Here is a 25,558-nt window from a genome sequence, read left to right on the forward strand (position 1 = left end):
ATGGCTGGCTGGCCACGCTCGGTACCGGCGTGGAGCCTGAGCGGATGGCGATCCCGGTGCGTGGCCTGGCGCAGGCACGCGGCGCATTGCCGGGACCGGGCTGGGCATTGCTCAGCGCTTGGGCGGACCATCCGCCCAAGCGCTGGCACGCGCAGGGCTGGCGGCAGGTGGCTGCGCACCTGCGCGGGCGTGGATACCGGATCGCCCTGATTGGCCCCAGGTCTTCGGCGGCGCTCGTCTCACAGATTGGCGCAGCCACAGATTGCGTGCTGGTCGGCATGGATTCGCCGACAACCTGGCCGGCACTGCTGACCCGTGCCGACATCGTGGTCAGTCCGGATACGGGCTGCGTGCATATGGCCGATGCCCTGGGCGTGCCGGTGGTGGGGTTGTATGGCCCGACCTCTGCTGCCGAGTATGGTCCGTACTGGCAACGCGATTTCTGTGCGAGTGCACCGGACATGGCGTCGCTGCGGGCAGATACGGTCTGCGAGAGGATTGATGGCCTGCTGTCCGGGCTTGGACGGCAGAGGCAGGATCGCGCCGCGCCCTAAACTGTTCTGCGCACCCCTGGATAACTGGAGAAGGAGCCGACGGAGAGCCGCGGCTGTTCACCAATTCGAGGGCGAGTGATGGCCGCAGTGATTTCAGGGAATGGTCTGGGTCTGTTCAACAGTTCTTTGCAGGCCGGCCTGGGGCTGGGCAGCGACGCACGCCTCGGCGCGCAAGGCAGCACTCGCCAGTATGTGAACATCGCCAACGGCAACCTCGTGCTGCAGGGCCAGGATGAACAGCTCCTGTTCCGCGGCATGTCGATCGGGCAGCTGCGTACCTACAACAGCCAGGGACTGCCCAGCCAGGTGGGCGCGGACGGATGGCTGACCGGCTTCGAGCGCCGGGTCGAGCTCCTTGCCGGAACGGTGAACAGCGCAGGCAGCATCATGCGCCTGCACACAGGGGATGGCGCCTTCCAGGACTTTGCCTACGCTGGGAATGGCAGCTACCAGTCCACCTCCGGCGATGGTGCGCATGATTCCCTGACTTACGCCTCCGCAACGCGTTCGTGGACGTATGTGGAAGGCAGTACGCGGCGCGAGGAAACCTACGCGGATCACGCCAATGCGACCTTGAAGGGGCGGCTGACGCGCCTGCGCGATCTGCGTGGCGACGCAGCCAATCCAACCACCTGGGACGTTCTCTACGATGGTGCAGGGCGTATCACGCAGATCCGCAGCAAGGACATCGCGGCTGGCGCAACGCCGGATGGAATGGTGTTCAGTTATGACGCCGCGGGACGGCTCTCGGGCATATCGACCCGCGAAAACGGCGTGCTGCTCGGCCAGGTCGGCTACGGGTATGACAGCGTTGGCCGCCTCACGTCCGTACTGGTGGACCTTACGCCGCGCGACGGGGTGAACGACCGCGACAGCTGGGATGCGGGAAGCGCTGCCGCGAACGATGGCTACCTGTTCCGTACCACCTACAGCTATGTCGATGCAACCAGCCTTCAGATCAGCCAGGTGCGCCAGAGCGATGGCTTGCTGGTCAGCTATACCTACGATACTGCCGGCCGGATCCGCTCGGTAACCAGTGGCGATGCCAACGCCGACGACAGCGATGGCGTGGGGCAGACCCTGTTCTACAGCTATGACACCAACAACCGCCGTACCGACATCAGCGATGCCAGCGGCCGGACCTGGACCTATGGCTACGACGCGGCCGGCCAGCTGATCGAAGTGCAGGGGCCGGCCAGCGACGGCCTGCGCGACGTCAGCCAGTACGCCTACGACGCCGATGGCAACCTGGTGCAGAGCGTGACCCGTCGTGCGGGACAGGTACTGGCCCAGGCCGACTTCGAGTACGACGCGCAGGGCAACCTCACCTGGCAGTGGAACCGGGTCGAGGGCGGTGCATCCGCCGCCGCCTCGGCGATCCACCGAACCTACACGGCAGGCAATCAGCTGGCGTCGGAAACCGTGTTCGCCGGGCTGGATGCGGATGGCGCAGGCAGTGCCGCGGCTCCCAGCGGCGGTGCCACCACCCACTATCTGTATGACGCGCAGAATCGCCTGCGCTTCACCATCAACCCCGTTGGCGAGGTAAGCGAGTCCCGCTATGCCAGTGCAGGCAATGGGATCGGGCAGCTGGCGTCCACGCGTCGCTACCTCGGCGCTACCTTCAGCGGTACGTTCACCACCACGGATCTGGAGACCTGGGCGGCCGGACAGCTCGCGCAGAGTGGTCTCACTGAATACGCCTATGACCTCCGGGGTCGCCTGAGCCAGACCCGCGCGTATGCCCAGGTCGATGGCGCCGGAAATGGCGTGCAGGACGATGGCCTCGAGATCATCGACTACGTGCACGACGCGCAGGGACTGCTGCGTGAGAAGGCGGTGACCCGCTATGCCGGTGGCAGGGACGGCGGCGTTGCCAGCCAGCGTGAGGTGGCAAGCTACACCTACGATGGCATGGGCCGGCTGTTGAGCGAGATCGTCCAGCAGCACGCACTGGACGGGGCATCGGATGTACTGATCCTGCGCACCAGTACCTGGATCTACCAGGACTCCGGCAGCACCGTGCGCACGGTGCTGCAGGGCGGTGGTGGCGATGCCGGCGATCTGCTGCGCACCGAAGTGCGTGATGCAGCCGGACGCCTGCTGGTGGTGACCGAATCGGCAGCGGCCGGGACCGGCGGGGTGCGCAGCACGCAGAACATCTACGATGCACTGGGCCAGCTGCGTGCAGTCCAGGACGCAAACGGCGGACGGACCTACTTCTTCTACGACGCCGAAGGACTGCTGGTAGGCCAGGTCGATGCGACCGGTGCGGTCGTGGAGTACGTGCGCGACCCGCTGGGGCGCGCCATCAGTAGCATCGCCTACGCCACCCGGGTGGATACCGGCAACTGGTTGGCCGGCGGTGCCGTGGTCCCGGGTGAACTGGCCAATGTACGGCCGCCCACTGGCAGTGATGATCGCCGCACGTACGTCACGTACGACGCGCTTGGGCACAAGCTCAGCGAGACCGATGCCGAAGGCGGCATCGTCACCTACCTGTACGACGGTGCAGGACGCCTGCTGCAGACCACTGCAACCGATGCCGCCGGCGCTGCCGACACCGCGCGGGTGCAGCGCTATTTCTACGACGCGGCGGGCCGCGAGCGCGCGAGGCTCGACGCCAATGGCTACCTGACCGAGTTCCAGCGTGACGCGGGTGGCCGACTGGTTCGAACCTCCGCCTATGCCACGGTGGTTCCGGTGGCACTGCGTGGCGCTGGCGATCTGGACGCGTTGCGACCGGCGTCGGCTGTGGCTGATGCGGTCACCCGGTACTTCCACGATGGGCGCGGCAATCTGGTTGGCCAGCTCGATGCGGAGGGCTACCTCACCGAGTATGTCTACGACGAAGCACGCAACCAGCGCGCGGTGAAGGTCTACGCCCTGCGCCTTGATGCGGCCGACCCGGCCCTGGGGTTCAATGGCCTGCGTACGTTGGCGCAGGCCGGCGCCGCGCGGACCACCCAGCGCAGCTACGACGCGGCTGGACGGCTGGTGGTGGAAGTCACCCCGGAAGGCAGGGTGACGCGTTTCAGCTACGACGCACAGGGCCGGTTGCTGGGCACCACCTCGGCCGCCGGGACCGATGAGCAGCGTCAGAGCGTGCGTCGCTACGATGCGTTCGGCAACCTGATCGGTGAACTGAACGCGGAAGGGTCGGCGCTGTACACCTCGTCGATGAGCGCCTCCGAGCTGGACGCGCTGTACGCGCAGTATGGAGTACGGCACAGCTATGACCTGCTGGGCCGGCGGATCCAGAGCACCGATGCGGCGGGATTCCAGACCTGGTACTTCCATGATGCTGCTGGTCGGGTCACCCACACCGTGTATGGCACGCAGGATGCCAACGGGCGGCTCAATGCGGAAGGTGAAGTCGAGGAAGCCCGGTACGACGCCTTCGGCCAGGTCCGGGAGACGATCCGCTATACCGGGCGCATCCAGATCGACGTGCCATTCGGTTGGGAGCAGGCCTCGGCAGCGGTAAGGGTGCTGCAGTACGTTGCCGCCATCGACAGCAGGCAGCAGTATCGCTATGACCGCCGGGGGCTTCTTGCAGAACTGACCCGTGCGGAGGGATACAGGACGCTGTACACGCACAACGCCTTTGGTGACCTGGTCGAGCAGCGCGACCAGGTTGACGGCAGCCAGTGGCGGGTCACGCGCAGCAGCTACGACAGGCTCGGCCAGCGCACCGAACTGCTGGAAGACGCCGATGGGCTGCAGCGTGCAACCTCAAGCGCGTTCGATGCCTTCGGTCGCATCATCCGAAGCAGCGATGGCCGTGGCAACACCACCGCCTACGAGTATGACCGGCTGGGGCGGCAGGTCGCCGTCACCCGGATGGTCGGCGGTCAGCTGGAGAGCGTGCAGACGACCTACGACGCCTACGGCCGTACACTCAGCCAGACCGATGCGCTCGGACGTACCACGCAGTTCCTGCACGATGACACCGACAGGACGCTGACGATGATCACGTCGGAGGGCGTGCAGGTGATCACGCGGTACAACCTGCATGGGCAGACCGTGGAGATCCTGCGTGGCGATGGTTCATCACAGGTCTTTGCCTATGACGCCGACGGGCGCCTTGTCGAGGAGTCCATCGGCGCAGGCTACACTGTCTCACAGACCACTTACCGCTATGACGTCCGTGGCAAGCTGGCCGGGCAGTCGGACGGTACAGGACGCGAGGTGACCTTCCAGTACGACGCACGGGGCCGGATCCTCGAGCGTCGTCAGGAACTGCAGTACGCCCTGCAGGATGCGGTGGTCACCCGCTACACCTACGACGGACAGGGACGGCAGCTCAGCATCACTGACGCCAGTGGGCGTAGCACGGTCATGGAATATGATCGCGAGGGGCGCCTGCTTGCGTCCATCGTGGATCCCGATGGACTGTCGTTGCGCACGACCTTCAGCTGGGATGCGCTGGGTCGACGGCTTTCGGTAACGGAGGGCGCAGGCACCGCGGATGCGCGGAGCACCACATACAGCTATGACGGATTGGGGCGTCGTACGGCCCAGGTCGTGGCGGCGGGTGCGCTCAATCTGCTGACCCGCTTCAGCTACGACGCCAACGACAACCTGGTGGCCAGCCAGGACCCCGAAACCCGAATCACCCGCTACGTGTACGACGACGCCAATCGCCTGCGCTTCACCGTCAACCCGCAAGGCGGCGTGACCGAGCAGCGTTACGATCCGGCCGGCCAGCGCGTATCCGTGCGGCAGTATGCCGGCCAGATCAACCTGGCAGGGTTGCCGGAGCAGGCCACCCTCGCCGAGGTGCAGCAGCGCCTGCAGGCCGACGATGGCAAGGACCTGCAGACCTATCTGCTGTATGACCGCGATGGACGGCAGACGCTCAGCATTGATGCCGCAGGTGCGGTGACCCAGCAATTGTTTGATCGGGCTGGCAATGTCGTGCAGACGCGTCGGTATGCGACCGCCTATCCGCTGGATGCGGGCCGGCGCGGTCTTCTGGCCGCGGGGCAGGGCCTTCAGGACGCCGTGCTGGCAGAGCTTGTGCCCAGCGATGCCGACCGTGTCGACTCCTATGTGCATGACGCCGCAGGACGCGTGCGCTTCCATCTGAACAGTGACCGCGCCGTGGTCGAGACGAACTACGACCTTGCCGGCAGGGTGGTCGATCGTCGCGAGTACAACGACTTCCCGCCGACGATCACACATGCGGCGATTGCTGTTGGGATGGTGACCGCGGAAGACATCACGGCGGATATGTCGGAGCTGAGCGGGACAGTCTGGGATCTCATGCGTCGCGTGAGCTATGTCTACGATGGCGCTGGCAGGATTTCGTTCACGCTTACCCGAGTGCATGACGCAACACGGTGGTGGTACCGGGATGGGGTGAATGCCATCCTGGTCCAGCGCAATATCTACGATGGCTCCGGGAACATCGTATCCAACGTTACCTACACATATGGATTGGAAGCGACCCCGGACACGGCTGCCTACAGCAGCGAGGTGGCTGTCATTGCTGCGCTGTTCAGTGAGTCCGGAGAACCACAGGGCCCGCAAATGGTTGCGGAGCGGAGTAACCATCACGTCTACGATCAGGCCGGGCGTGAGCGCTTTTCCGTAAGTCCGGACGGGGCCGTGACCGAGTATCTCTATGACGCTACGGGGCAGCGCATCGAAACGCGGCGCTATGGTGAGGCGGTCGAGTCTCGTCGTTGGGGCGAGGCGGAACTGGCCGCGACGGTTGCCAGAATTGGTTCCGTGCGGATCAGCCGTCAGGACTACGATTCTGCAGGCCGCGTCATCTCCAGGACCGATCCGTTGATGGCGGTAGAGCGTTACCAGTACGACGGCGCGGGTCAGCTGCTTGCCTATACCGACAAGAACCAGGCGGTCTGGACCTATCAGTACGATGCTGCCGGTCGCAGGATACTGGAAGCCAGCCCGGTGGTCATCGTCTCGATCGCCGCTGCAGACGGGACCCTGTCCACGGTGGCCCGCTCGATTTCGACACTGACCGAGTACGATGCGTTGGGCAACGTGACCCGCCGTATCGAGGACGCGGGTACGCCGACGGCGCGGGCGACCGAGTATGAGTACGACAGCCGCGGACTGCAGATCCGCACGCGCTTCCCAGACGCGGGGCGCATGAACGTCGATGGGCAACTGGTTGCCACCGGCGAGCGCCCAACGGTCGAAGTGACCTACAACGCGCTTGGTCAGGCCGTGATGCAGAAGGACGTGTTGGGCTACTACAGCTACAACACCTACGACGCGGCGGGCAGGCTTCAGTTCGAGGTCGATGCGGAGGGCTACGTCAGCGCATACGGATACGATGCATTCGGCAAGCAGACCCTGCTTCAGCGCTACGCCAACCCCATCGCACTGCCTTCGGGCCAGATGGCAAAGGGATCCGACGTTGCCGCACTGTTGGTGCCTGCAACATATCAAGATCGAATCCAGCGCAAAGAGTACGACGTGGCTGGCAGGCTGCTGCGAACCTACGAAACGCGAGTTGTGAAGAACGAGTGGGATGCCGAGGCGCATGAAGAGCTGGGGGGCGGTACCAAGGCGGAGTACGACCTGCTTGGCAACATGGTCAGCGAGGGCCGGATGGTCAGCGCGCACGAGTGGGCTCCCGCCGGCTCGCAGTACGTCAAGTGGAGCGAGGTCGAGTATCAATACGACATTGCCGGACGTCGAATCTCCAGTATCGATGATTTGGGATACCTTACTACCTGGAAGTACAACGCCAATGGTGAAGTGGTGCAGGAGTGGCAGACTGCACGTTCGGTGTTGGAGCCGCTGCAACCGACGTTGGTAAGATCGAATTGGCTGGACGGAACCGCAGTGGAGGAGGCGCAGCCCGATGGTGGCACGGCGTTGCTGGGCTTTGATCGTGTTACCGAGTGGCAGTACGACGCCCTCGGCCGCAAGATTTCCGAGCGTGTGAGCCGCGGCAATCCGTATGATGGAAACTTCTTCGAGTCAGAGACGGCCTATGATGCGTCTGGGCGGGTGACCCAGACCACCGTTGATGGCCAGGCCAGCAAGACCTTCTACGATGCCCTCGGCAGGGTCACGGCGATTCGCGAAAGCGAGCGCGACGTGGTCAATGGCAATGCAGACATCCAGCTGGCCTCAACCGGGGTTGGCTTGGGTGCGACGTCTCTGTACCGGCGTGCATCGCCCTACAGCAGCATGGCCTACGACGCTTTCGGGAACGTCGTGCAGGTGCGGCGCTATGCCGAAGGGGCCGAGCCGGGCCAGGCGCCGTCGGCGTCTTCGCAGGACCAGGTACAGAGCACAGTCTACGACTGGCAGGGCCGTGGCGTGCTCGAGCGCGATGCGCTGGGTTCCGTCACTGCCCGCACCTACGATGCTGCCGACCGGTTGCTTGCCACGCGGTCGCGTCTTGACGGCAACGCAGGGCGATGGTCCCTGGTGGTCAACCAGGCCACCTACGACAAGGTAGGGCGCCAACTGACCAGCGTGGTGTCCCGCGAGCTGTACCAAACCGGCAGCATCGCGCCCTCGCGCACCGAAGTGGATAGCACCTCCCAGGTCCGCTACAACGCATTCGGCGAGATCATCGCAAAGGACAGCCGGCTCGATGCGTCGCTGGCCACCGACAGCTTTGCGGTGCGTTACGTCTACGACCAGAACGGGCGGGTGAGTTCCACCAATGCCGAAGGCGGTGTCTGGCGCAACTTCGCCTATGACCTGTCCGGGCATGTGATTGCCGAATGGCATTCGGTTCGTGACTCCACCGGCAACTTGATCAATGTCGAAACCCGGATGGAGCTGGACACCCGGGGCAACGTTCTGGAGCAGCACCTGCCAACCAGTAACGACGATCCGTTTGATCAGGCCAGGATCATCCGGACCTATGACCGCTGGGGCAATGTCCTGTCGATGACCGATCCGCGAGGCGGCACCACCACCTACGAGTACAACCAGCGCAATCAGCTGGTGCGCGAGATCAAGCCCGAAGTCCGGGTTCTGGATGCCAATGGCACGGCGCGGTCGGTTCGCCCGGAAACGCTGTGGGAATACGACGTGATGGGGCGCAACACCGGGGTGCGCGACGCCAATGGCAACTGGCAGCGCACCGGCTACGACGGAGCCGGCCGGCAGATATACACCGAGACCGCCACCGGCAACCGCACGTTGATCGCCTACGACGCGTTCGGCCAGAAGCGCTACACCCAGGATCCGCTGGGTTACGTGACCTTCCTGGAGTATGACCGGGGTGGGCGCGTGGTTGCGCAGGGTGACTTCCTTCGCGAAGCCGATGGGGCAACCCGGCAGCGTGCCACCCGCGAGCGCTACACCCTCAACCAGAATGGCAACCGTGTCCGGGTCAATGACGCGCTCGGCTACGCCAGCACCTACGACTATGACAGTCGTGGGCTGGTCATACGCAGCCACACTGCGGCCGGAGTGGGCATGTCCTATGCCTACGACGCGCAGGGCAACAAGATCCGCGAGACCAATGCGCTGTCCGATCCCAGCCTCGCGGCGGATGGCCAGCCGGTCTTCAATGGTGGCCTGGTCGAGAACCAGTATGGTGTGGTGGGCCAGGTCTTCAGTCACACCCTCGGCGCCGGCGCCTTCAGCATCGTGGGTGGCGAAATTCCCGGCCTGTCGGTGCGGGTGGAGTACTGGGATGCCACCTTGAATGTGTACCGGGATGCCCCGGGCTTCAGCTACGACCCGCAGACCCGCGTACTGAGCGGCACGCCGGCACAGACCGGGCCGTATCGCATTACCTACACCGCTACCAGCAGCAACGGAAAATCCGCCAGCATCACCGCCAGCCTATATTCGGTCACCCAGGCGGCGTATGACAGCTACTACGCAGGAGCGCCGAAGGCCAACACGGGACTGTTCAATCGCTCGGTCGGGGTGAACCAGGCCTTCAGCTACCAGGTTCCGCTCGGCACGTTCACTGCCGCGTCGGGGCAGGGTATCTCCTATTCGGCGCAGGTCTACGCGCTGGTCGAAACCTTCGACTACGAAATACGCCAGCACGTGCGTGAGTACCAGTGGGTGACCCTGGGATCGGCCGAGGATGATTCCGGATTCAGCTTCGACGCTGCCACCGCAACCCTGTCGGGAACACCGGCAGCGCGTGGGACGTGGCAGGTGCAGATCGTAGCAACCGGAGCCAATGGCCGCAGTTCCGCGCTTGGATTGACCGTCGAGGCGCGGCAGGCAGACGGCCGCCGCACCGTGACCGATGCCGAGGGCGACGTCCTGTATCTGGACGAGAACACCTGGAAATATGACTACTTTGGTCGATTGATCGACCACAACGACCTCAGTGGCGCCGACTACAACTACAGCTACGATGCCCTGACCGGTCAGCTGCTCGGCGAGAACAGCAAGTGGACCGAGCAGGGTCGCCAGTACTCGACCCCGGCCACCGATTACTGGTACGACCGGGACTGGCGGCAGTACGGCCTGGATTCGGAGCTGGTCGGCCTGGACCTGCCTGATCCGGTCCTGCTGAACGACCCCGCGCGCAGCTACAGCTACTACAAGTCCGGCGCGCTCAAGGAGCTGCGCGAGGGCAACAACTGGTTCCGCTACCAGTACGATGCCGCCGGAAACCGTACCTCCGAGGAGGCGTATACCTACGATGCGGACGGTCAGCTGTTGCACGTGCTGACCAAGGTCGCCTACGACGCACATGGCCGGATCACCAAGGTCATCCAGCAGGACGTGAGTGCGGGTCGCCGCCTGCTCGAGCTCAACTACGACTATGACGCGGTGGGCAACCGCCGTCGCGTGCTGGCTCGCTCTGCGTACGACGCGGACTCGCCGGGCATCGATATCAACGGCATCACCAATCCCGATTTCGAAGATGGTGACTTCGGCTGGAAGCGGGGGGATGGCTGGACCATCGTGCCAGGCGGAGAGAATGGCAGCACGCAGCGCGCCCAGTTCCACATGGACGGCACGTCGAAGCTGATGAACATCCAGCGCGTGCAGGTGCTGCCGAACGAGACAATCACTGCTGCAGTCCGCGTCGACCAGGGTGCATCGAGCGCGGGCAAGGCAGGTGCGGCAGTCATCATCGAGTGGTATGACGCCTCCGGTGCGCTGATCTCGACCTCCGAGGGCAACATGGTCGATTCGGCCTCCGGTGGGGCCATCTACGAATCACGCGTGACCGCCCGTGTTCCGTGGAACGCGGTGTTCATGTCAATCGGTGCCCGTGCTTTCCGCGACGGCGACAATGACGAGCTTTTCGTCGACAACTTCAGCTGGGGCTCGATGCCCGACGACGGTACGCTGGATCGCGGGTATTCCTGGAACTTCGGAGATCGCTGGTCGCCAACAGGCTGGTCATGGAGCAGCGAGTACGGCGGATCGGCACAGTTTGACTTGACCGGCGAAGGGCGCATGGTCAGCTACAGCCGCCTGGATGTGCGCCCAGGCAGCCAGGTCAGCGCTCGCGTCAATGTGCAGCAGGGTGCGTCCAGTGCGGGGGAGGCGTGGGGCGCGGTGTTCCTGCGCTTCTTTGATGCCAATGGCAGCATCATCGCCGATGTCGAGGGAAATCGCGTTGACAGCGGGTCAGGGGGGGAATGGCATGAGTCGGTGCTCAGTACGAAGGTGCCGCCGGGTGCGGTGAGCATGACCATTGGTGCTGTCGCCGGGCGCAATGGAGGATCGGATCCGCTTTGGGTGGACGACTTCAGCTGGAATTACGAGCGCGATGGCGAGCTGGATCCGACCGGGAACTATGTCGATCCCGATCCCAGCGATCCGTACAACATGGCCGAGCCCTTCAAGGTCTACTGGTACGACTACGACGCGCAGAATCGGGTCAAGGTGGCCAATGGCCGCCTGGTCAACAACCAGATCGTGCTGGGCAACGCCGACGTCAGCTATGCGCTGGACTACGACGAGGCTGGCCGCGCCGTACGCCGCCGTTACCTGTCCGGGCTTACCGAGGTTTCCGAAACCACCCAGTACGATGACCGCGGCCAGCGCCTGAAGGTGTTCCAGGCCGTTGGCCTGGACAGTACCGCGCCGGTATCGCTGAAGGACAGCTACAGCTATGACGCCATGGGCCGGGTGATCGAGCAGCGCACCTACTTCGAGGCTGGCAGCGCCCGCAACGGCATCGACATTGGCGGTTGGCTCAAGCATGCCGAGACCTTCAGCTACGATGCCGATGGCCGCATTCTGCGGCAGAGCATCCAGGGACGGGAGCTGGGCTGGACCGCCACTGCCCAGAACGATGGTGGCGCCGCACAGGTAACCCAGCTGGGCATACTGCAGAACCTGGCATGGATCGATTATTCCGCCTATGGCTATGACGCCGCGGGGCGCCTGCGTGGCTATACCTACCAGTACTCCCTGCATGAAGAGAGCAGCGGTGCGCTGCCAGGCGATCCCAAGGGCTATACCCACCGTTACACCTATTCCTACGAGGCGCGTGACAGCTACCTGGAGTCGCGCATCTACGGACAGAGCAGCAACCAGAACTTCCGCGCCTCTACCAGCTACAGCAGCTACGATGCCTGGGGGCGTCGTGTCGCAGTGCGCGAACAGACGCCGCTGAGCAGCGACCTGGGCAAGCTGGACGACCGTATCCGCTATTTCAGCTATGACGGTACTGGCAGCATCCTGCGTCGCCGCGAGGGGTCGTTGGCCGGCGGTGTGTTCACCCAGAGCGCCGCCCAGAAGACCCAGACCCAGCTGTACGCCTATGTCGGTGGTCAACTTGTGGCGTCGGGCAAACGTAACGGCGAGGTCGACGTGGTTGGCCGGCTGACGGCTTACCAGAGCAACAACGCCGCCGGCAGTTCACGGACCACGATGCAGGCGGGCGAGACCCTGCGGGGTATCGCGCAGCGCGTCTACGGCAATGCCAATCTCTGGTACGTGTTGGCAGAGGCCAACGCCATCGCCGATGACAGTGGCCTGACCGCCGGTACCACCCTGGTGGTGCCGGAGGTGAAGGTCACCGCCAACGACGCGAGCACGTTCAAGCCGTTCAATCCGCAGGAAGCGATCGGCAATACATCCCCGTCGCTGCCTTACATCGAACCGCCGCCGAAGGAGCATTGCAACGGCATCGCCATGGTGCTGATGGTCATCGTGGCCGTCGTCGCAACCGTGTTCACCGCGGGTGCCGCTGCCCTGGCATTCGGCGCGGTTGCTGGTACCGGCGCTTTCGCCGCAGGCACCGCGGTATTGACCGGAACGGCCATGGCCGCGGCAAGCGGCTTTGCAGCGACCGCTGCGGTAGCCGGCGCGGCCTTCGTTGGAGGAATGGCGGGCAGTATTGCCGGCCAGGCGGTCGGCAAGGCGATGGGCGTGGTCGACAGCTTCAGCCTGAGAAGTGTGGTCGGCAGCGGATTGGGCGCTGCGGCCGGCGCCGGTATCATGGGTGCCATTGGTGGTGGCGCCCAGGTGAGTGAGCTGATCCAGGCCGGAAGCTATGGCCGGGTTGCTGCGATTGGCGCAGCCAATGCAACTGCCGGCTACGCAGCAGGCAAGATCGCCGGCGTCGCTGACACGCACTTCAGCTGGCGAGCCATCGCAGCGAATGCGGTGAGTTCGGTGGTGGGCGGAAAGATCAACCAGAAGCTTGGCACCTCGGTCTCGCCCTATATCGGCAATGGCATCGTCAATGACACCATCGGAGGCATGGTGGGTGGTGTGGTGAGCCTGCACGCACGCCGGACCTTTGGACTGGCCGATGACATCAACTACGGAGCGATAGCGGCCGACGCGTTTGGGAATGCTCTGGCGAACAATCTGAAGGTCAGGCTCGAGTTCAACATGGGCGACTTGGACCCAGCGCGAGGATCTTCGTCTCAGAATTCCTCACCATCGCACGCTCCTAACGCGGGCCCGCTGATGGAGGAAAGTGCCGCACGTAGTGAGGTAATCGACGGTCCTGCTACGCCCGGCTCAATGGGAATATCCGCTGCGAAGACGAGGGAATACACGGAAGTGTACTCCCCGGATCCTTCCGTGAAGACGCTGCCTACCATCCGCGTACTCCCCGATGACGCAGTCAATCGCGACTATATGGGGCTTTGGAGCTGGTCGATAGAGCATGGCATGCCTGCGCTTCAAGGCAGTGGTCAGGATTATCTGAATGGCTATCGAAGTGCAATGACCGACTACACAAGGTCCTCCTACAACATGTGGGCGCAGACACAGAATGACTTCTACAGCGGGCAAACGGCAGTGCAGGAGGTACGTGCTGCCTATCGCGCGGCACGGTACATTCCGAGCACAAATGAGATCAATGCGATGCGCGGGGATATGGCGTTCCTGGGCGCGGCTGCGACTGTGGCGAGCATCGGTGTCATGGGTGGAGTAGCAGCCGTGAGTCCAGTGATCGGGGCCGGAATGTCGGCATGGGGCGTGGGCCAAGGCGCGCAGGAGATCGCAGATGGAAATTATGTACGAGGTGGTTTCGTTGTTGGTCTGAGCCTTCTGGGAGGGGGCGTTGCCGCGCGAGATATCCGGGCGGCACAATCGCTACGGGAGGCCATGTACATGCCGCTCGGCCCGGCAGGCCAGGCAAGGACGCTCTCATCTGTCGAAGATCCACTTCCTGTGCCGGAGCTCGTCGCCGAGGTGGGTTCCCAAGGGACCTCGAGGCTGTCGTTCGCCGAGCTGAGGGCTCTGCGCTACGCCGGTCTCTCTAGAAGCGAGATCACACGTAGTGTTGAAATGAATGGGGACGTCCTGCTCTTCCGCGGGACGAGCAATGGATGGTCCGGCTCGCCAGGGGCTCAAGCAAGCGCAACATCTGCGTCTACAGATCCTTACATTGCAACGATCTTTGGCCTCGAGGCCCGGGGGCAGGGTGGTCAAAGTGTCCTGCACCTGGGTAGCCGTGCTGAACTTGGCACCTATTCCAGGGGGAACTGGATGGCTGCCCAGGAACGCGAGGTGGCGATGGCGATCGATGCACATGGATTCGCCGGAAGCGCATCACGTAGTATTCCGATCGATCAGGCAAGAGCCGCTCTCAAGAAGGTTGGTATGCCCGATCTCCCGCACTCCATCACGTTGCGAACCGACAGAAGTGACCTTATCAACGCGGCACCGAAGATGACACCAGAACAGATTGCAGAATTCGTTCGTATCACAAGGAGTGGAAACTAGACATGAGTTCGAACGTAGAGTTCTTCGTTGAGGCGATTACCAAGGATCGCACTGGGAGGCAGGTGTACGTTGGGTTCGTCGTCACTGGACGTCCGATACGCGTCGGTGACCTCTTTGTTTCAATGTATGACGTGCCAAGAACACTGGAGGACGCTCAACTGGAGCGCCCGCGCGCCGCGCCGGTCAATGTCCGCACCGTTTGTATTCGAGTGGATGCAATAGACGTAGGCAGGACGCGAGTGGAGGAGCTCCCGGATGGCGTGACAGGGGCGCTCTATCTATCCGGCGAGGATGTAGGTGGTATCGGAGTTCGGACACATTTGAGTACTTAGCGCGTGTTTCATCAGCGCTTCCCTTGTTGGCAGGCTTCCGCGGAAGCAGTGAGCAACGGTCGCCTGGGTGGAGTTTTGCCCTGAGGGCCTTGCTGCGATTGCGCAGGCGACGCAAAAGTCATGTTGCCTGTCAGCAATGCGGGAGATCATTGTTGATGAGTGTGTCTGAATAGGACATTCTTGACGCGGTTTCAGGTGCCCCGCGGTAGCGCGGACAGAGCTTGCCAGGAGACATTGGATGGATTACCAAAAGCTGGGCATGGAAGAGCTACTCCGCTTGTCGATCGATGCGATCGCGGGCAACCGCCAGGCCGACGCGCTGGTGCTGCTCAAAACCGCGCTCGAACGCGAACCGGAGCACGTCCACGCGACCTACCTGCTGGCAGCCCAGCACGCCCAGCTGGGCCTGGTGGACCGGGCCGAGGTGGGTTTCCGCAAGGTGGTCGTGGCCGCCCCTGACCTGGCAATCGCACGCTTCCAGTACGCGCAGTTGCTGATGGGGCAGGGCAGGGCCGAAGAGGCGCGACAGATGCTGGCGCCGGTGCTGGCCCAGGTCGACGCGCTGGGGGCGTATGCCCGGGCCCTCGATGCCGCGGCTGACCAGCGCATGGACGACGCCCTGCGTGAACTGGATGAGGGCCTGGCCCAGCCGCAGGCACTGCCGGCGCTGGCCATCGACATGCGCCGTCTGCGTGACCAGCTGGCGGGTTCGGTGCCTGCGTCGTTGACCGAGGTGACAGCGCGCATCGATACGCCTGCACCGATCTTCCTGACCGGGTATGGTCGCACCAACTAGCTGTTGGCCGCAGGTACTGCATGCCGATTGATCGGACCTCCCTACCAACGCCGTTGATCGCCATGATGCGCGCCGAGCTCAGCCGGCGCGGCGAGCGGGCGCGTGCGGGGAACTCCGGCGCGCCCGCTTCGGCGCCCCCGCCGTCGTCGCCCCGCTCGCTGCGTGCCGAAGTGGCCGGCCTGGTGCGCGGCGTGGATACCCAGGACCCGGTGGCGATGCGCGCCGCACGCCGCCGGGTGATACGTGCTGTCCTGCTCGCTGAACTGGGTACGGAGCTGCGTGAGTACAGCCAATGGCAGCCGATGCTGGACACCCTGGTGGACAGCCTTGAGGCCAACGAGGAACACCGCGAAGCGTTCCAGACGCTCATCCGTTCTGTGACCTGATCTCAGGATTTCAACAATCCCTTGACGCCCTATTGACACCCGCGATTGCACAGCTGTAGTTTCACCCAGCGCTCACGGCTCGGGGGAAACGACCGGGGTGCAGAAGGGAATGTCGAGCAAAGGGGCTGGCGTACGTTCGTGCGCTGGAGATGCAATCAGACACGTCAGGAATCGTGCCACTCATGGAAGGCGACGGTGTGCGTGTGGCGCGCCTGCGAGGGTATCTCGCAGCGGATTCAGGTAACTCGGAACTTGCGTGTGAACTGCTGGATCTGCTGCTGGCCCAAGGCGCGGTCGGCGAAGCTGATGGCGTGCTTTCAGAGCTGCCCGCCAGCACGCTCGGGCACCCGGCGGTAGCATTCCGGCAGGCACGCTGCGCACTGGCCAGTGGCCGTTACGCACAGGCTGCGCAGCAGTTGCAGGGCCTGATCGAAGCCGGGGCGGATGCGCCGGGTATCGCCCACGATCTCGCCTTCTGCCAGCTGTGCCTGCGCCAACCAGAGCGCGCCCAGGCGACCGTGTCGCAGGCGATCACCACGCATGGCGCGTCGGCATCGTTGCTGATTCTTGCGGCCCGGATCGCCCTGATGCAGGCCGACCATGACCAGGCATTGGCCCACGCTGACGGCGCCTTGATCCTTGACCCCGAGGACGCGCAGGCGTTGGGGGTGCGGGCACTGGCACTGTTCGATGGCAACCATCTGGAGCCGGCCGCAGTGGCTGCCGATGCAGGCCTTCGCCGCGATCCGGACCAGCATGAGTCGCTGCTGGTGGCGGCCACGCTTGCGCTGTGGCGCCGCGACGCGGCTGCTGCCGAGCGGATGTATGAGCGCGCACTGCAGCGCCACCCCAACTCCGGGCGTGCCCTGTCCGGTCAAGGCCAGTGCGCGATGATGGCCAACGACCTGCCGCGTGCCCGTAGCATCCTGGAGCATGCTGTGCAGGCCATGCCGGGGCATATCGGTACGTGGCACGCATTGGCCTGGACCCAGTTGCTGCAGGGCCAGCGTGAGGCCGCGCGGGGCAGCTACCAGCAGGCCTATGCGATCGACCGCAATTTTGGCGATACCCACGGTGGGCTGGCACTGGTCGCGGTGCTTGCGGGCGAGCATGACGAGGCGGAGCAGTCGATCCAGAAGGCATTGCGGCTTGCACCTGGCTCGATCACCGCGCGCTACGCGCGCAGCCTGTTGCTGGAGGCGCAGGGCGATGCCCAGGGCGCGCAGGCATTGCTGTCTGAGCTGCTCGAAGGCTCTGGCGTGACAACGCTGCCCGTCGCCGAGTTCTCCCGGCGCCTGCACCGCACACTCGTTCCCCACTGACCAGGGCGAAGCATTCAGATGGATTCTGATTTCGCCATGCGCCTGCTGATCGACACCCTTATCGCCGCACTGAAAATGTCGGCGCCGGTGCTGCTGTCCACGCTGGTCATCGGCTTGTTGATCTCGATCGTGCAGGTGGTCACCCAGGTGCAGGAAATGACCCTCACCTTCGTTCCCAAGATCATCGTGGTCGGCGTGGTCTGCGTGGCCATGGGCGGCTGGATGCTGTCGATCGCGGTCGAACTTGCCAAGCGCATGTTCGAAGCGGCGGCGGGAATGTAGCCCATGGATGCCCTGCACCAGTTTGCCGGCAGCTTTCTGCTGGCAATGATCCGCTACCTGCCTGCCACAGCGATGACATCGTTGACGCCGCTGCGCTGGGCGCCGCCGATGGTGCGCATCGTGCTGGCGATGGTGCTGGCGTGGCTGACCGTGCAGGCGCAGCCGCTGCAGGCGACCCTGCCGCAGGGCGGAGCGTTCGGCTGGGTGGTGGCGGCGGTGGGTGAGCTGATGCTGGGCCTGGCGTTCGGCCTGGCGGTGATGTTGCCGCAGGCCGCGTTGCACATGGGTGGCTGGTTGATCGACATCCAGGCCGGTGCCAGCGCAGCGGTGCTGTTCAATCCGGCCGCACAGGGCGAGACCCAGTCACTGCTGGGCACGTTGCTGATGCTGGTCGGTACGGTGCTGTTCTTCACTCTGGATCTGCACCTGGACCTGTACCGCATGCTGGTATCCACTGCGCAGGTACTTCCGCTCGGGCAGGGCGGTCGCCTGCATGCCGACGGGCTGTTCGGCATGCTGGGCAGCAGCTTCCTGGTGGGCCTGGTGATGGTGGCGCCGGTGGTGCTGGCATTGCTTGCCGTGGACATCGGTGCTGCATATGCCACGCGCTCGATGCCGCAGGCCAACGTGTACTTTCTGGTGCTGCCGGTGAAGATGATCGTGGCGCTGCTGATGCTGATGGCAACGCTGCCGTTCGTGCCGGCGTTGTTCGAGCGCCTGTATCGCGATGCCTTCCAGCGCATCCCGTCGTTGCTGGGGGGCGCATGAGCCAGCCCGATCAGGACAAGACCGAGCAGCCGACCCCGCACCACCTTGAGCAGGCGCGACAGCGCGGTGAGGTCGCCAAGAGCGCGGACGTGTCGGGCAGCCTGGTGCTGGTGGTATTCGCCGCAGCGCTGGCCATGACCGTGGGAGGCATCGCGATGGCATTGGCCGACGCGACCCGTCGTCTGCTAGCATTGGCGGGCAACGCGCCGGAGCTCAATGCGGCGTTTGCGCATTGGACCGTGCGTGCCTATGGCCCGGTCGGGCAGGCCGTGCTGCCGCTGGTGCTGGCGCTGCTGGTCACCGGCGTGCTTGGCAACCTGCTGCAGACCGGCCCGATGTTCACCACCCAGCCGTTGAAGCCCGACTTCAAGCGGATGAACCCAGCCAATGCGCTGCGCCGCATCTTTTCGATGCGGACCCTGTGGGAGCTCGGCAAGATGACCGCCAAGTTCCTGTTGCTGGGCGCCGTATGCGCGGTATTCGCCTGGAAGGCGCGGGGCCTGGCGGAAGCCGTGATCCAGGTGCTGCCGCAGCGCGTGGGCGCACTGTTCCGCGACATGTTCGTGCAGACATCGCTGTACGTGCTGCTGGTGTTGGGCCTGGTGGCGGTTGCCGACCTGCTGTTCACCCGCCGCGAGTACATGCGCAAGATGCGCATGAGCCGGCGCGAGGTGCGCGACGAAGTGCGCCGCCGCGACGGCGATCCCGCCATCAAGTCCAAGCGCCGCCAGCAATCGCGCGAGCTGCTGCGCAAGACCCGTGCACTGGCGCGCGTGCACGAGGCCGACGTGGTACTGACCAACCCGACCCATGTGGCGGTGGCACTCCGCTATCGCCCGGGCAAGATGCTGGGGCCGGTGGTCATTGCCAAGGGCGCTGGTTCGCTGGCGGCCATCATCCGCCGCCTGGCCGGCCGCCATCAGGTCCCGGTGATGCGCCTGCCCGTGTTGGCACGCGCACTCTACAAGGAGTGCGACATCGACCACACCGTGCCCGAGGCACTGTACGGCGAGCTGGCGCCGGTGTACCGGACGCTGTGGAAGCGAAAGGGAGCATCCGCATGAAGCTGCTGCTCAGCCAGATGTGGGGCGGCCGCCGTGACCTGGCGCTGGTGGCGCTGGTGATCGGTGTGCTGGTGGTGCTGTTCGTGCCGATTCCGCCGGTGCTGCTGGACTTCCTGCTGGTGGTGAACATCAGCATGGCCATGCTGATCCTGCTGGTGACGTTCTTCACCGACACGCCGCTGAAATTTTCCACGTTCCCGACCATCCTGCTGTTGTCCACGCTGTTCCGGTTGTCGCTGAACGTCTCGGCCACGCGCCTGATCCTGGAAGGTGGCGATGCGGGCCGGGTGATCAACGCGATCGGCGAGTTCGTGATTGGCGGCAATTACATCGTCGGCATCGTGGTGTTCCTGATCCTGGTGGTCGTGCAGTACGTGGTGGTCACTTCAGGCGCACAGCGCGTGGCGGAGGTTGCCGCACGCTTCACTCTGGATTCGATGCCCGGCAAGCAGATGAGCATTGATGCCGACATGAACATGGGGCTGATCGATGAGCACGAGGCGCGTCTGCGCCGTGCTCAGATCGAGAAGGAGGCCAACTTCTATGGTGCGATGGACGGCGCCACCAAGTTCGTCAAGGGTGACGCGATCGCGGGCATCATCATCATCCTGACCAACATCATTGGTGGTCTGGCCATTGGCATCGCCCAGCTGGGATTGCCCTGGGGCGAGGCGGTGCAGCACTTCACGCTGATGACCATCGGCGATGGCATCGTCACCCAGATCCCGTCGCTGGTCATCGCGGTGGCCACCGGCATCATCATCACCCGCGCTGCCGCCGACGCGCAGCTGGGCACGGAGATTCCCAAGCAGGTGATGGCCAACCCAAAGGCGTTGGCGATCGTGGCCATGGTGCTTCTGCTGGTGCTGTTGTTGCCGGGTTTCCCGAAACTACCGGTAATCGCGGTCCTGCTGGTACTCGGCGGCCTGGGCTGGGCGGCGATGCGTGCCCGTGCTGGTGATGTGGCCGAGCTGGCGCAGGGCATCGCCGTAGCCAAGGCAGATGCCAAGGCTGGGGAAGGTGCCAGTGACTGGATGCGCATCGAGCCGATCGAGATCCAGTTGGGCGCCGAGCTCGCCGATGCCTTCCTTGGCGCCGATGGCGACCTGGCCGATCGCATCGCGCATGTGCGCCGGCAGTTTGCGCAGGACATGGGCTTCCTGGTGCCGCGCGTACACACCAGCCGGCGATCGGAGCTGCGCGGCAACGCCTATGAGATCCACTTCCAGGGCACGCGGGCGGGGCAGGGTGAGCTGACGATCGACCGCGTGCTGGCCATCAACCCGGGCGGCAGCCGTGCGCGCCTGGAGGGACCGGAGACCCGGGATCCGGCGTATGGGCTGCCCGCGCAGTGGATCAGCAAGGAGCAGCGCCAGCACGCGCGCAGCGCCGGCTACACCCTGGTGGATGCCGATACTGTAGTGATCACCCATCTGAGTGAGCTGATCAAGCGCCATTGCGCAGATCTGCTGACCCGCGCCGAGGCCGAACGAATGGTCAACCGCTTGCGCGAGCAGCAGGGCTCGCTGGTCGAGGAACTGGTGCCCGGCGTCCTGACCTATTCGGAGATCCAGAAGGTATTGCAGCACCTGCTGCGCGAGCAGGTCAGCATCCGCCATCTGGAGGCGATCCTGGAAGTGCTGGTTGATGCCGGCCGCACCACAAAGCAACCCGATGAACTGGCCGAGCGGGTGCGTGAACGGTTGGGCGCGGCGATCTGCCAGAGCCTGCGCGATGCGCAGGGCGACCTGCATGTGATGACCCTGTCGCCGGAACTCGAGCGCACCCTGCTGGCCAACCTGCGCCCCGTTGACGGTCGCGCCGGCTCGCTGTTCGGTGACATGGCACAGCTTGATGGCTTCATGAAGAACCTGGCCAGTCAGGCCGAATCGATGATGGGCCGCAGCCTAGTGCCGGTGCTGCTGTGTCCCTCGCCGGCGCGACGCTCGCTGCGGGCGTTGCTGGCGCGTTCGATGCCGTATCTGGCGGTGCTAGGCCTGAACGAAGTGCCGGCCACGCTGCCGGTCCGCTCCTTCGCCGCGATCCAGTCCCACTGAGGCCTGCATGACCGACACCCTCGAAGCGATCAGCCGCAGCCTTGCTGCCGAAGTCAGGACCCTGGCCACCATCAGCCAGAACGTGGCCAACGCGCATACACCCGGCTACCGCGCCTTGCGCACCGCTCCGGATTTCGCCGCCCAGGCCGGGCTGCGCACCGTGGCCGACCAGCGTGATGGTGGGCTTGCACAGACCGGCCGGGCGCTTGACCTTGCCTTGCGCGGCGAGGGCTTTTTCGTAGTGGAGCGCGAGGGGCGGGCCATGCTGGCGCGCTCGGGCGCCCTGCGCATCGGCGAGGCCGGGCAGCTGATGACAACGAACGGGGAAGCTGTGGTCGGCAGCGCGGGACCGATCGTGATTCCGGGGGGCCAGGCCGCCAGCGTTCGCGTGGACGGTGACGGGCGCCTGTGGGTGGAAGAGCAGGAAGTGGACCAGTTGCGCCTGGTGGCAACAGCCGATCCGGCCGCGGTGTCGCCGCTGGGCGCAGGAACCTATGACTACAGCGGCGAACTGCATCCGTGGGAAGGCAAGGTGGTGCAGGGGGCTCTTGAGCGCGCCAATGTCGAGGCGGCCGACGAAATGCTGCGCTTGATGGAAACCACCCGCCACATCGATTCGGTTCGCCGCGCCATCAGCACCTACGACCAGATGCTGGATCGGGGCATCAACAACCTTGGCAACAACTGAGTACGGAGCGACCCAGATGATCGATGCCCTCTACATCGCCGCCAGCGGCTTGCGCAGCGAGCAGAAACAGATCGACGTGATCTCCAACAACGTCGCCAACATGCAGACTCCGGGCTTCAAGCGCAGCCGGGTCAACTTCGCCGACGTGGCCGGTGCCGCGATGCCACCGGCCCTCGATGCCACGTTGCCGGCAGCACCCGCGCAGGCGATGCCGGGTGGCACCCGGATCAGCGCCACTCTCGCCGAGTTCGAGACCGGTGATATCCGCGCGACCGGTAATCCGCTGGATCTGGCGATCAACGGCTCCGGGCTGTTCGAGCTGGAGCTTGACGACGGCAGCGTTGCCTACACCCGCGACGGCCAGTTCAGGCTTGACGCCGAAGGCAGCCTGCGCACCCTGCAGGGCGCCCGCCTGGCAAACGCCCCGCAGATCCCGCTCGATGCGACCAAGCTGGAGGTATCCAGCGCTGGCGAGGTCTCGGTGCTGATGCCGGGCGAGACCCAGCGCACCGTGCTGGGCGAGATCGAGCTGGCAGTGTTCGGTGCCACCGATGCCCTGCAGTCGGTGGGCGACAACCGCTTTACCGCCACCGTTGCCGCCGGCTCGCCCGGCTACGCGGTACCCGGTGAGGCCGGCAGCGGCAAGCTGCAGCAGGGCTATGTGGAAATGGCCAACGTCCAGATGATCGAAGAGATGTCCAGCCTGGTGATGGCACAACGCGCCTATCAGCTCAATGCGCGTGTGCTGCAGGCCGCAGATCAGGTCCTGGAAACCATCAACAACCTGCGTCGCTGATCATGCACTCCTTGATGCTGATGGTTGCCCTGGCGTCGCTGGTGCCCGCCCACTCCTCGCCTGCGCCGTTGCCAGGCCAGTACCTCGCTGCCCGCGTGGTGGAGACAGTGCAGGCTCGCCTGCAGGCACAGGGCAGTACCGCGATCGTGTCGGTGCTGGGCCGAGTGGCGGACGTCACAGGTGTCGGTGCTGATCCCGAGGTCGAGGTCGGTACGGTTGCCGGGCGCTGGCCACGTGCGCGCGCCTCGGTCCCGGTGCGCCTAACCGATTCGAGGGGCACGCGCCGCCTTGTCACGGTATGGCTTGCAGCGAGCGACCTGCGCGAAGTGCTGGCCTACAGCAACGACTATCCGGCGATGGTTCCGGGGGAGAAGCTGCAGGCAACGCCCGTCCGCATCGACATGGCCTGTTGCGAAGGGCCCGCGATTGCCACACTGGCCGACCTGCGAGGCAAGCGACTGCGGCGCGCGGTGCATGCCGGGAGTCCGGTGCTGGCCGAGGATCTTGCGGCTGCACCCGAAGTTGCGGCACAGCAGCAGGTGACCCTGGCGGTGGAGCGCGGCGCCGTCCGCATCGTAGTGGCGGGAACGGCACTGGCCAGTGGACGGCTGGGTGAGCGCATCCAGGTCCGTCCGCTGGGATCGCAGCGGGCAGTGCAGGCACGGGTCAGCGCTCCGGCAGAGGTGGTGGTCGATGAATAAACAGGCTGCTGCCACCCTGCTGGGCGCTTTGCTGGCTACCCAGGCCGCTCAGGCACAGAGCTTGGTTGAACCCGAACGGTACCGCGCGCTGGCGGCGGACCATCGGGCCTATCGCCTGGGTGACGTCATTACTGTGTACGTCGCGGAAGCAACCCGGGCCAAATCGCAAGCCGCCACCGATGCGTCGAGCAGGCTCGATCTTGGTGCCGGGCTGCGCTCCCCCAGTACCGATTTCAACGCCGATGTTGGCCTGAGCGGCAGTAACTCAGGTGGCGCACAGACCACACGCGTTGGCGAGCTAAGGACGCAGGTTTCGGTGCAGGTGGTGGCGTTGGAGCCCGATGGCAGCCTGCGTATCGAGGGTGCTCAGACGCTCACCGTCAATGGCGAGAACCAGCGCATCCGCTTGAAAGGCCTCGTGCGCCCGCAGGACGTGTCTGCACAGAACACGGTGTGGTCCAACCGTATCGCGAACGCCGAACTGGAGCTGGATGGCGTGGGTATCGTCAGTGAGTCCCAGCGCCAGAGTGTGATCTACCGATTCTTCAAGTGGCTGAGGTTGATGTGAGGATCTCGATCGCGGTTCTACTCCTGGCCACACTTTTCCACGCCGGCGCGGCCCACGCCGGCGCAGTGAAGGTGAAGGACATCGCGCGAGTCGCGGGTGTCCGCGAGAACCAGCTGACAGGCTACGGTCTGGTGTTCGGGCTCTCCGGTTCCGGTGACTCCCAGCGCAACCGCGCCACCGTTCAGTCGGTGGCCAACACGCTGCGCAACTTCGGCGTCAACGTGGTCGAGGACGATATTGCCAGCCGCAATGTGGCGGCGGTGATCGTCACCGCCAAGTTGCCTGCGTTTGCCGAGCCGGGACAGATGGTGGATGTGCAGGTCGCCTCGTCGGGTGATGCCCGTAGCCTGACCGGTGGCACGTTGATGCTGACGCCGTTGATGGCTGCTGACGGTCGACTGTATGCAATGGCGCAGGGCGCCATCTCTGTGGGTGGTTACCAGTTTCAGGGGGTCACCGCATCTCTGCAGAAGAACCACCCCACGGTGGGCTGGATTCCGTCCGGAGCCAGCATCGAACGGGCATCACCATTGCCTGTTGCCGGAGACGGGCATGAGCTGAGCATCCTGCTCAACGAGCCCGACTTCACCAATGCCAGCCGCATCGCCAGCGTGATCCGCAGTGCAGAGCCGACATCGACGGTGCGTGCGACGCACGCAGGCAAGGTCACGGTGTCTTTCGCCGCGCCACCCGCAGACCTGGTGGAGCGCATCGCGCGCTTGGAGAATCTGTCGGTGGTTCAGGACAGGCCGGCGCGGGTAGTGGTCAATGAGCGTACCGGTACGGTCGTCGCCGGCGGCGATGTGCGGCTGGGCCAGGTGGGCATTTCCCATGCGGGCCTGCGCGTGGAGATCCGCACCGAGTACCAGGTATCACAGCCTGATGGGATCTATTACCGCCCTGGGCACAGCATTGCCACGGCGGTGGTGCCCAGCACCACGATCAAGGCCGAAGATCCAGAGGCGCCGCTCGTACGCATTCCTGAAGGCGCCACCGTCGCTGACCTGATCTCGGCGCTGCGCGCAGTGCATCTGAGCACGCGCGACGTCATTGCCGTACTTCAATCGATCAAGGCTGCCGGTTCGCTCGACGGCGAACTCGTCATCCAATGAATGCACAC

14 protein-coding genes and 1 pseudogene are annotated in these 25,558 nt (G+C 64.7%); 14 read left to right on the top strand and 1 reads right to left on the bottom strand.

Annotation, left to right across the window (positions count from 1 at the left end; genetic code table 11):
• Positions 1-44: 44 nt before the first annotated feature.
• Positions 45-395 (top strand): annotated as a pseudogene (locus R1H25_RS20340) (glycosyltransferase family 9 protein); the annotation flags it as partial.
• A 252-nt stretch (positions 396-647) separates the two neighbouring features.
• On the opposite strand, the gene R1H25_RS01905 reads toward R1H25_RS20340, so the two are convergent.
• Positions 648-1,031, bottom strand: a complete 384-nt coding sequence (locus R1H25_RS01905) for a hypothetical protein (protein ID WP_317222479.1) — start codon at positions 1,029-1,031, stop codon at positions 648-650.
• A gap of 237 nt (positions 1,032-1,268) precedes the next feature.
• Here R1H25_RS01905 and R1H25_RS01910 point away from each other — a divergent pair, with 237 nt between their 5' ends.
• The 13 genes from R1H25_RS01910 to R1H25_RS01970 all read left to right on the top strand — a co-directional run bounded on the left by R1H25_RS01910 (position 1,269) and on the right by R1H25_RS01970 (position 25,550).
• On the top strand, positions 1,269-14,678 hold the full coding sequence (locus tag R1H25_RS01910) for a hypothetical protein (protein WP_345784957.1): 13,410 nt from the start codon (positions 1,269-1,271) through the stop codon (positions 14,676-14,678).
• A gap of 570 nt (positions 14,679-15,248) precedes the next feature.
• A complete protein-coding gene (locus R1H25_RS01915; protein ID WP_317222481.1) occupies positions 15,249-15,806 on the top strand; it encodes a hypothetical protein in 558 nt (185 codons plus the stop codon).
• A gap of 20 nt (positions 15,807-15,826) precedes the next feature.
• Complete coding sequence (locus R1H25_RS01920; protein WP_317222482.1) at positions 15,827-16,192, top strand: hypothetical protein; 366 nt, start codon at positions 15,827-15,829, stop codon at positions 16,190-16,192.
• Between the two features lie 182 nt (positions 16,193-16,374).
• On the top strand, positions 16,375-17,514 hold the full coding sequence (locus R1H25_RS01925; protein ID WP_317222483.1) for a tetratricopeptide repeat protein: 1,140 nt from the start codon (positions 16,375-16,377) through the stop codon (positions 17,512-17,514).
• Between the two features lie 18 nt (positions 17,515-17,532).
• Positions 17,533-17,796 carry a flagellar biosynthetic protein FliQ gene (locus tag R1H25_RS01930; protein ID WP_057499772.1) on the top strand — a complete coding sequence of 88 codons (264 nt, stop codon included), beginning with the start codon at positions 17,533-17,535 and terminating at the stop codon, positions 17,794-17,796.
• 3 nt (positions 17,797-17,799) lie between these two features.
• The gene (locus tag R1H25_RS01935; RefSeq protein ID WP_317222485.1) at positions 17,800-18,564 is read left to right on the top strand and encodes a flagellar biosynthetic protein FliR; all 765 of its coding nucleotides are present in this window, start codon (positions 17,800-17,802) and stop codon (positions 18,562-18,564) included.
• Complete coding sequence (locus R1H25_RS01940; protein ID WP_317222486.1) at positions 18,561-19,628, top strand: EscU/YscU/HrcU family type III secretion system export apparatus switch protein; 1,068 nt, start codon at positions 18,561-18,563, stop codon at positions 19,626-19,628. The genes R1H25_RS01935 and R1H25_RS01940 overlap by 4 nt, the downstream gene beginning before the upstream one ends.
• Positions 19,625-21,685, top strand: coding sequence for a flagellar biosynthesis protein FlhA (gene flhA, locus R1H25_RS01945; protein WP_317222488.1), 2,061 nt, complete (start codon positions 19,625-19,627; stop codon positions 21,683-21,685). Before R1H25_RS01940 ends, flhA begins: the two co-directional genes overlap by 4 nt.
• A gap of 7 nt (positions 21,686-21,692) precedes the next feature.
• On the top strand, positions 21,693-22,373 hold the full coding sequence (locus R1H25_RS01950; protein WP_317222489.1) for a flagellar hook basal-body protein: 681 nt from the start codon (positions 21,693-21,695) through the stop codon (positions 22,371-22,373).
• A gap of 16 nt (positions 22,374-22,389) precedes the next feature.
• Complete coding sequence (locus R1H25_RS01955; RefSeq protein ID WP_317222490.1) at positions 22,390-23,169, top strand: flagellar hook-basal body complex protein; 780 nt, start codon at positions 22,390-22,392, stop codon at positions 23,167-23,169.
• A 14-nt stretch (positions 23,170-23,183) separates the two neighbouring features.
• Complete coding sequence (gene flgA, locus R1H25_RS01960; RefSeq protein WP_317222491.1) at positions 23,184-23,870, top strand: flagellar basal body P-ring formation chaperone FlgA; 687 nt, start codon at positions 23,184-23,186, stop codon at positions 23,868-23,870.
• Positions 23,863-24,438: a flagellar basal body L-ring protein FlgH gene (locus R1H25_RS01965; protein ID WP_229301965.1), complete on the top strand. Its 576-nt coding sequence runs from the start codon at positions 23,863-23,865 to the stop codon at positions 24,436-24,438. Before flgA ends, R1H25_RS01965 begins: the two co-directional genes overlap by 8 nt.
• Positions 24,420-25,550: a flagellar basal body P-ring protein FlgI gene (locus R1H25_RS01970; protein ID WP_232015467.1), complete on the top strand. Its 1,131-nt coding sequence runs from the start codon at positions 24,420-24,422 to the stop codon at positions 25,548-25,550. Before R1H25_RS01965 ends, R1H25_RS01970 begins: the two co-directional genes overlap by 19 nt.
• Positions 25,551-25,558: the final 8 nt, after the last annotated feature.

The sequence above is a fragment of the Stenotrophomonas veracruzanensis genome, from assembly GCF_032911525.1.
GTDB classification, from domain to species: Bacteria; Pseudomonadota; Gammaproteobacteria; order Xanthomonadales; family Xanthomonadaceae; genus Stenotrophomonas; species Stenotrophomonas africana.

Excerpts from the sequence above, each read along its gene's own strand:
- R1H25_RS01905 (WP_317222479.1), bottom strand. The coding sequence starts at position 1,031 with ATGCGCACCATCGCCGGAGGTGGACTGGTAGCTGCCATTCCCAGCGTA.
- R1H25_RS01910 (WP_345784957.1), top strand. The coding sequence starts at position 1,269 with ATGGTGTTCAGTTATGACGCCGCGGGACGGCTCTCGGGCATATCGACC.
- R1H25_RS01915 (WP_317222481.1), top strand. The coding sequence starts at position 15,249 with ATGGATTACCAAAAGCTGGGCATGGAAGAGCTACTCCGCTTGTCGATC.
- R1H25_RS01920 (WP_317222482.1), top strand. The coding sequence starts at position 15,827 with ATGCCGATTGATCGGACCTCCCTACCAACGCCGTTGATCGCCATGATG.
- R1H25_RS01925 (WP_317222483.1), top strand. The coding sequence starts at position 16,375 with ATGGAAGGCGACGGTGTGCGTGTGGCGCGCCTGCGAGGGTATCTCGCA.
- R1H25_RS01930 (WP_057499772.1), top strand. The coding sequence starts at position 17,533 with ATGGATTCTGATTTCGCCATGCGCCTGCTGATCGACACCCTTATCGCC.
- R1H25_RS01935 (WP_317222485.1), top strand. The coding sequence starts at position 17,800 with ATGGATGCCCTGCACCAGTTTGCCGGCAGCTTTCTGCTGGCAATGATC.
- R1H25_RS01940 (WP_317222486.1), top strand. The coding sequence starts at position 18,561 with ATGAGCCAGCCCGATCAGGACAAGACCGAGCAGCCGACCCCGCACCAC.
- flhA (WP_317222488.1), top strand. The coding sequence starts at position 19,625 with ATGAAGCTGCTGCTCAGCCAGATGTGGGGCGGCCGCCGTGACCTGGCG.
- R1H25_RS01950 (WP_317222489.1), top strand. The coding sequence starts at position 21,693 with ATGACCGACACCCTCGAAGCGATCAGCCGCAGCCTTGCTGCCGAAGTC.
- R1H25_RS01955 (WP_317222490.1), top strand. The coding sequence starts at position 22,390 with ATGATCGATGCCCTCTACATCGCCGCCAGCGGCTTGCGCAGCGAGCAG.
- flgA (WP_317222491.1), top strand. The coding sequence starts at position 23,184 with ATGCTGATGGTTGCCCTGGCGTCGCTGGTGCCCGCCCACTCCTCGCCT.
- R1H25_RS01965 (WP_229301965.1), top strand. The coding sequence starts at position 23,863 with ATGAATAAACAGGCTGCTGCCACCCTGCTGGGCGCTTTGCTGGCTACC.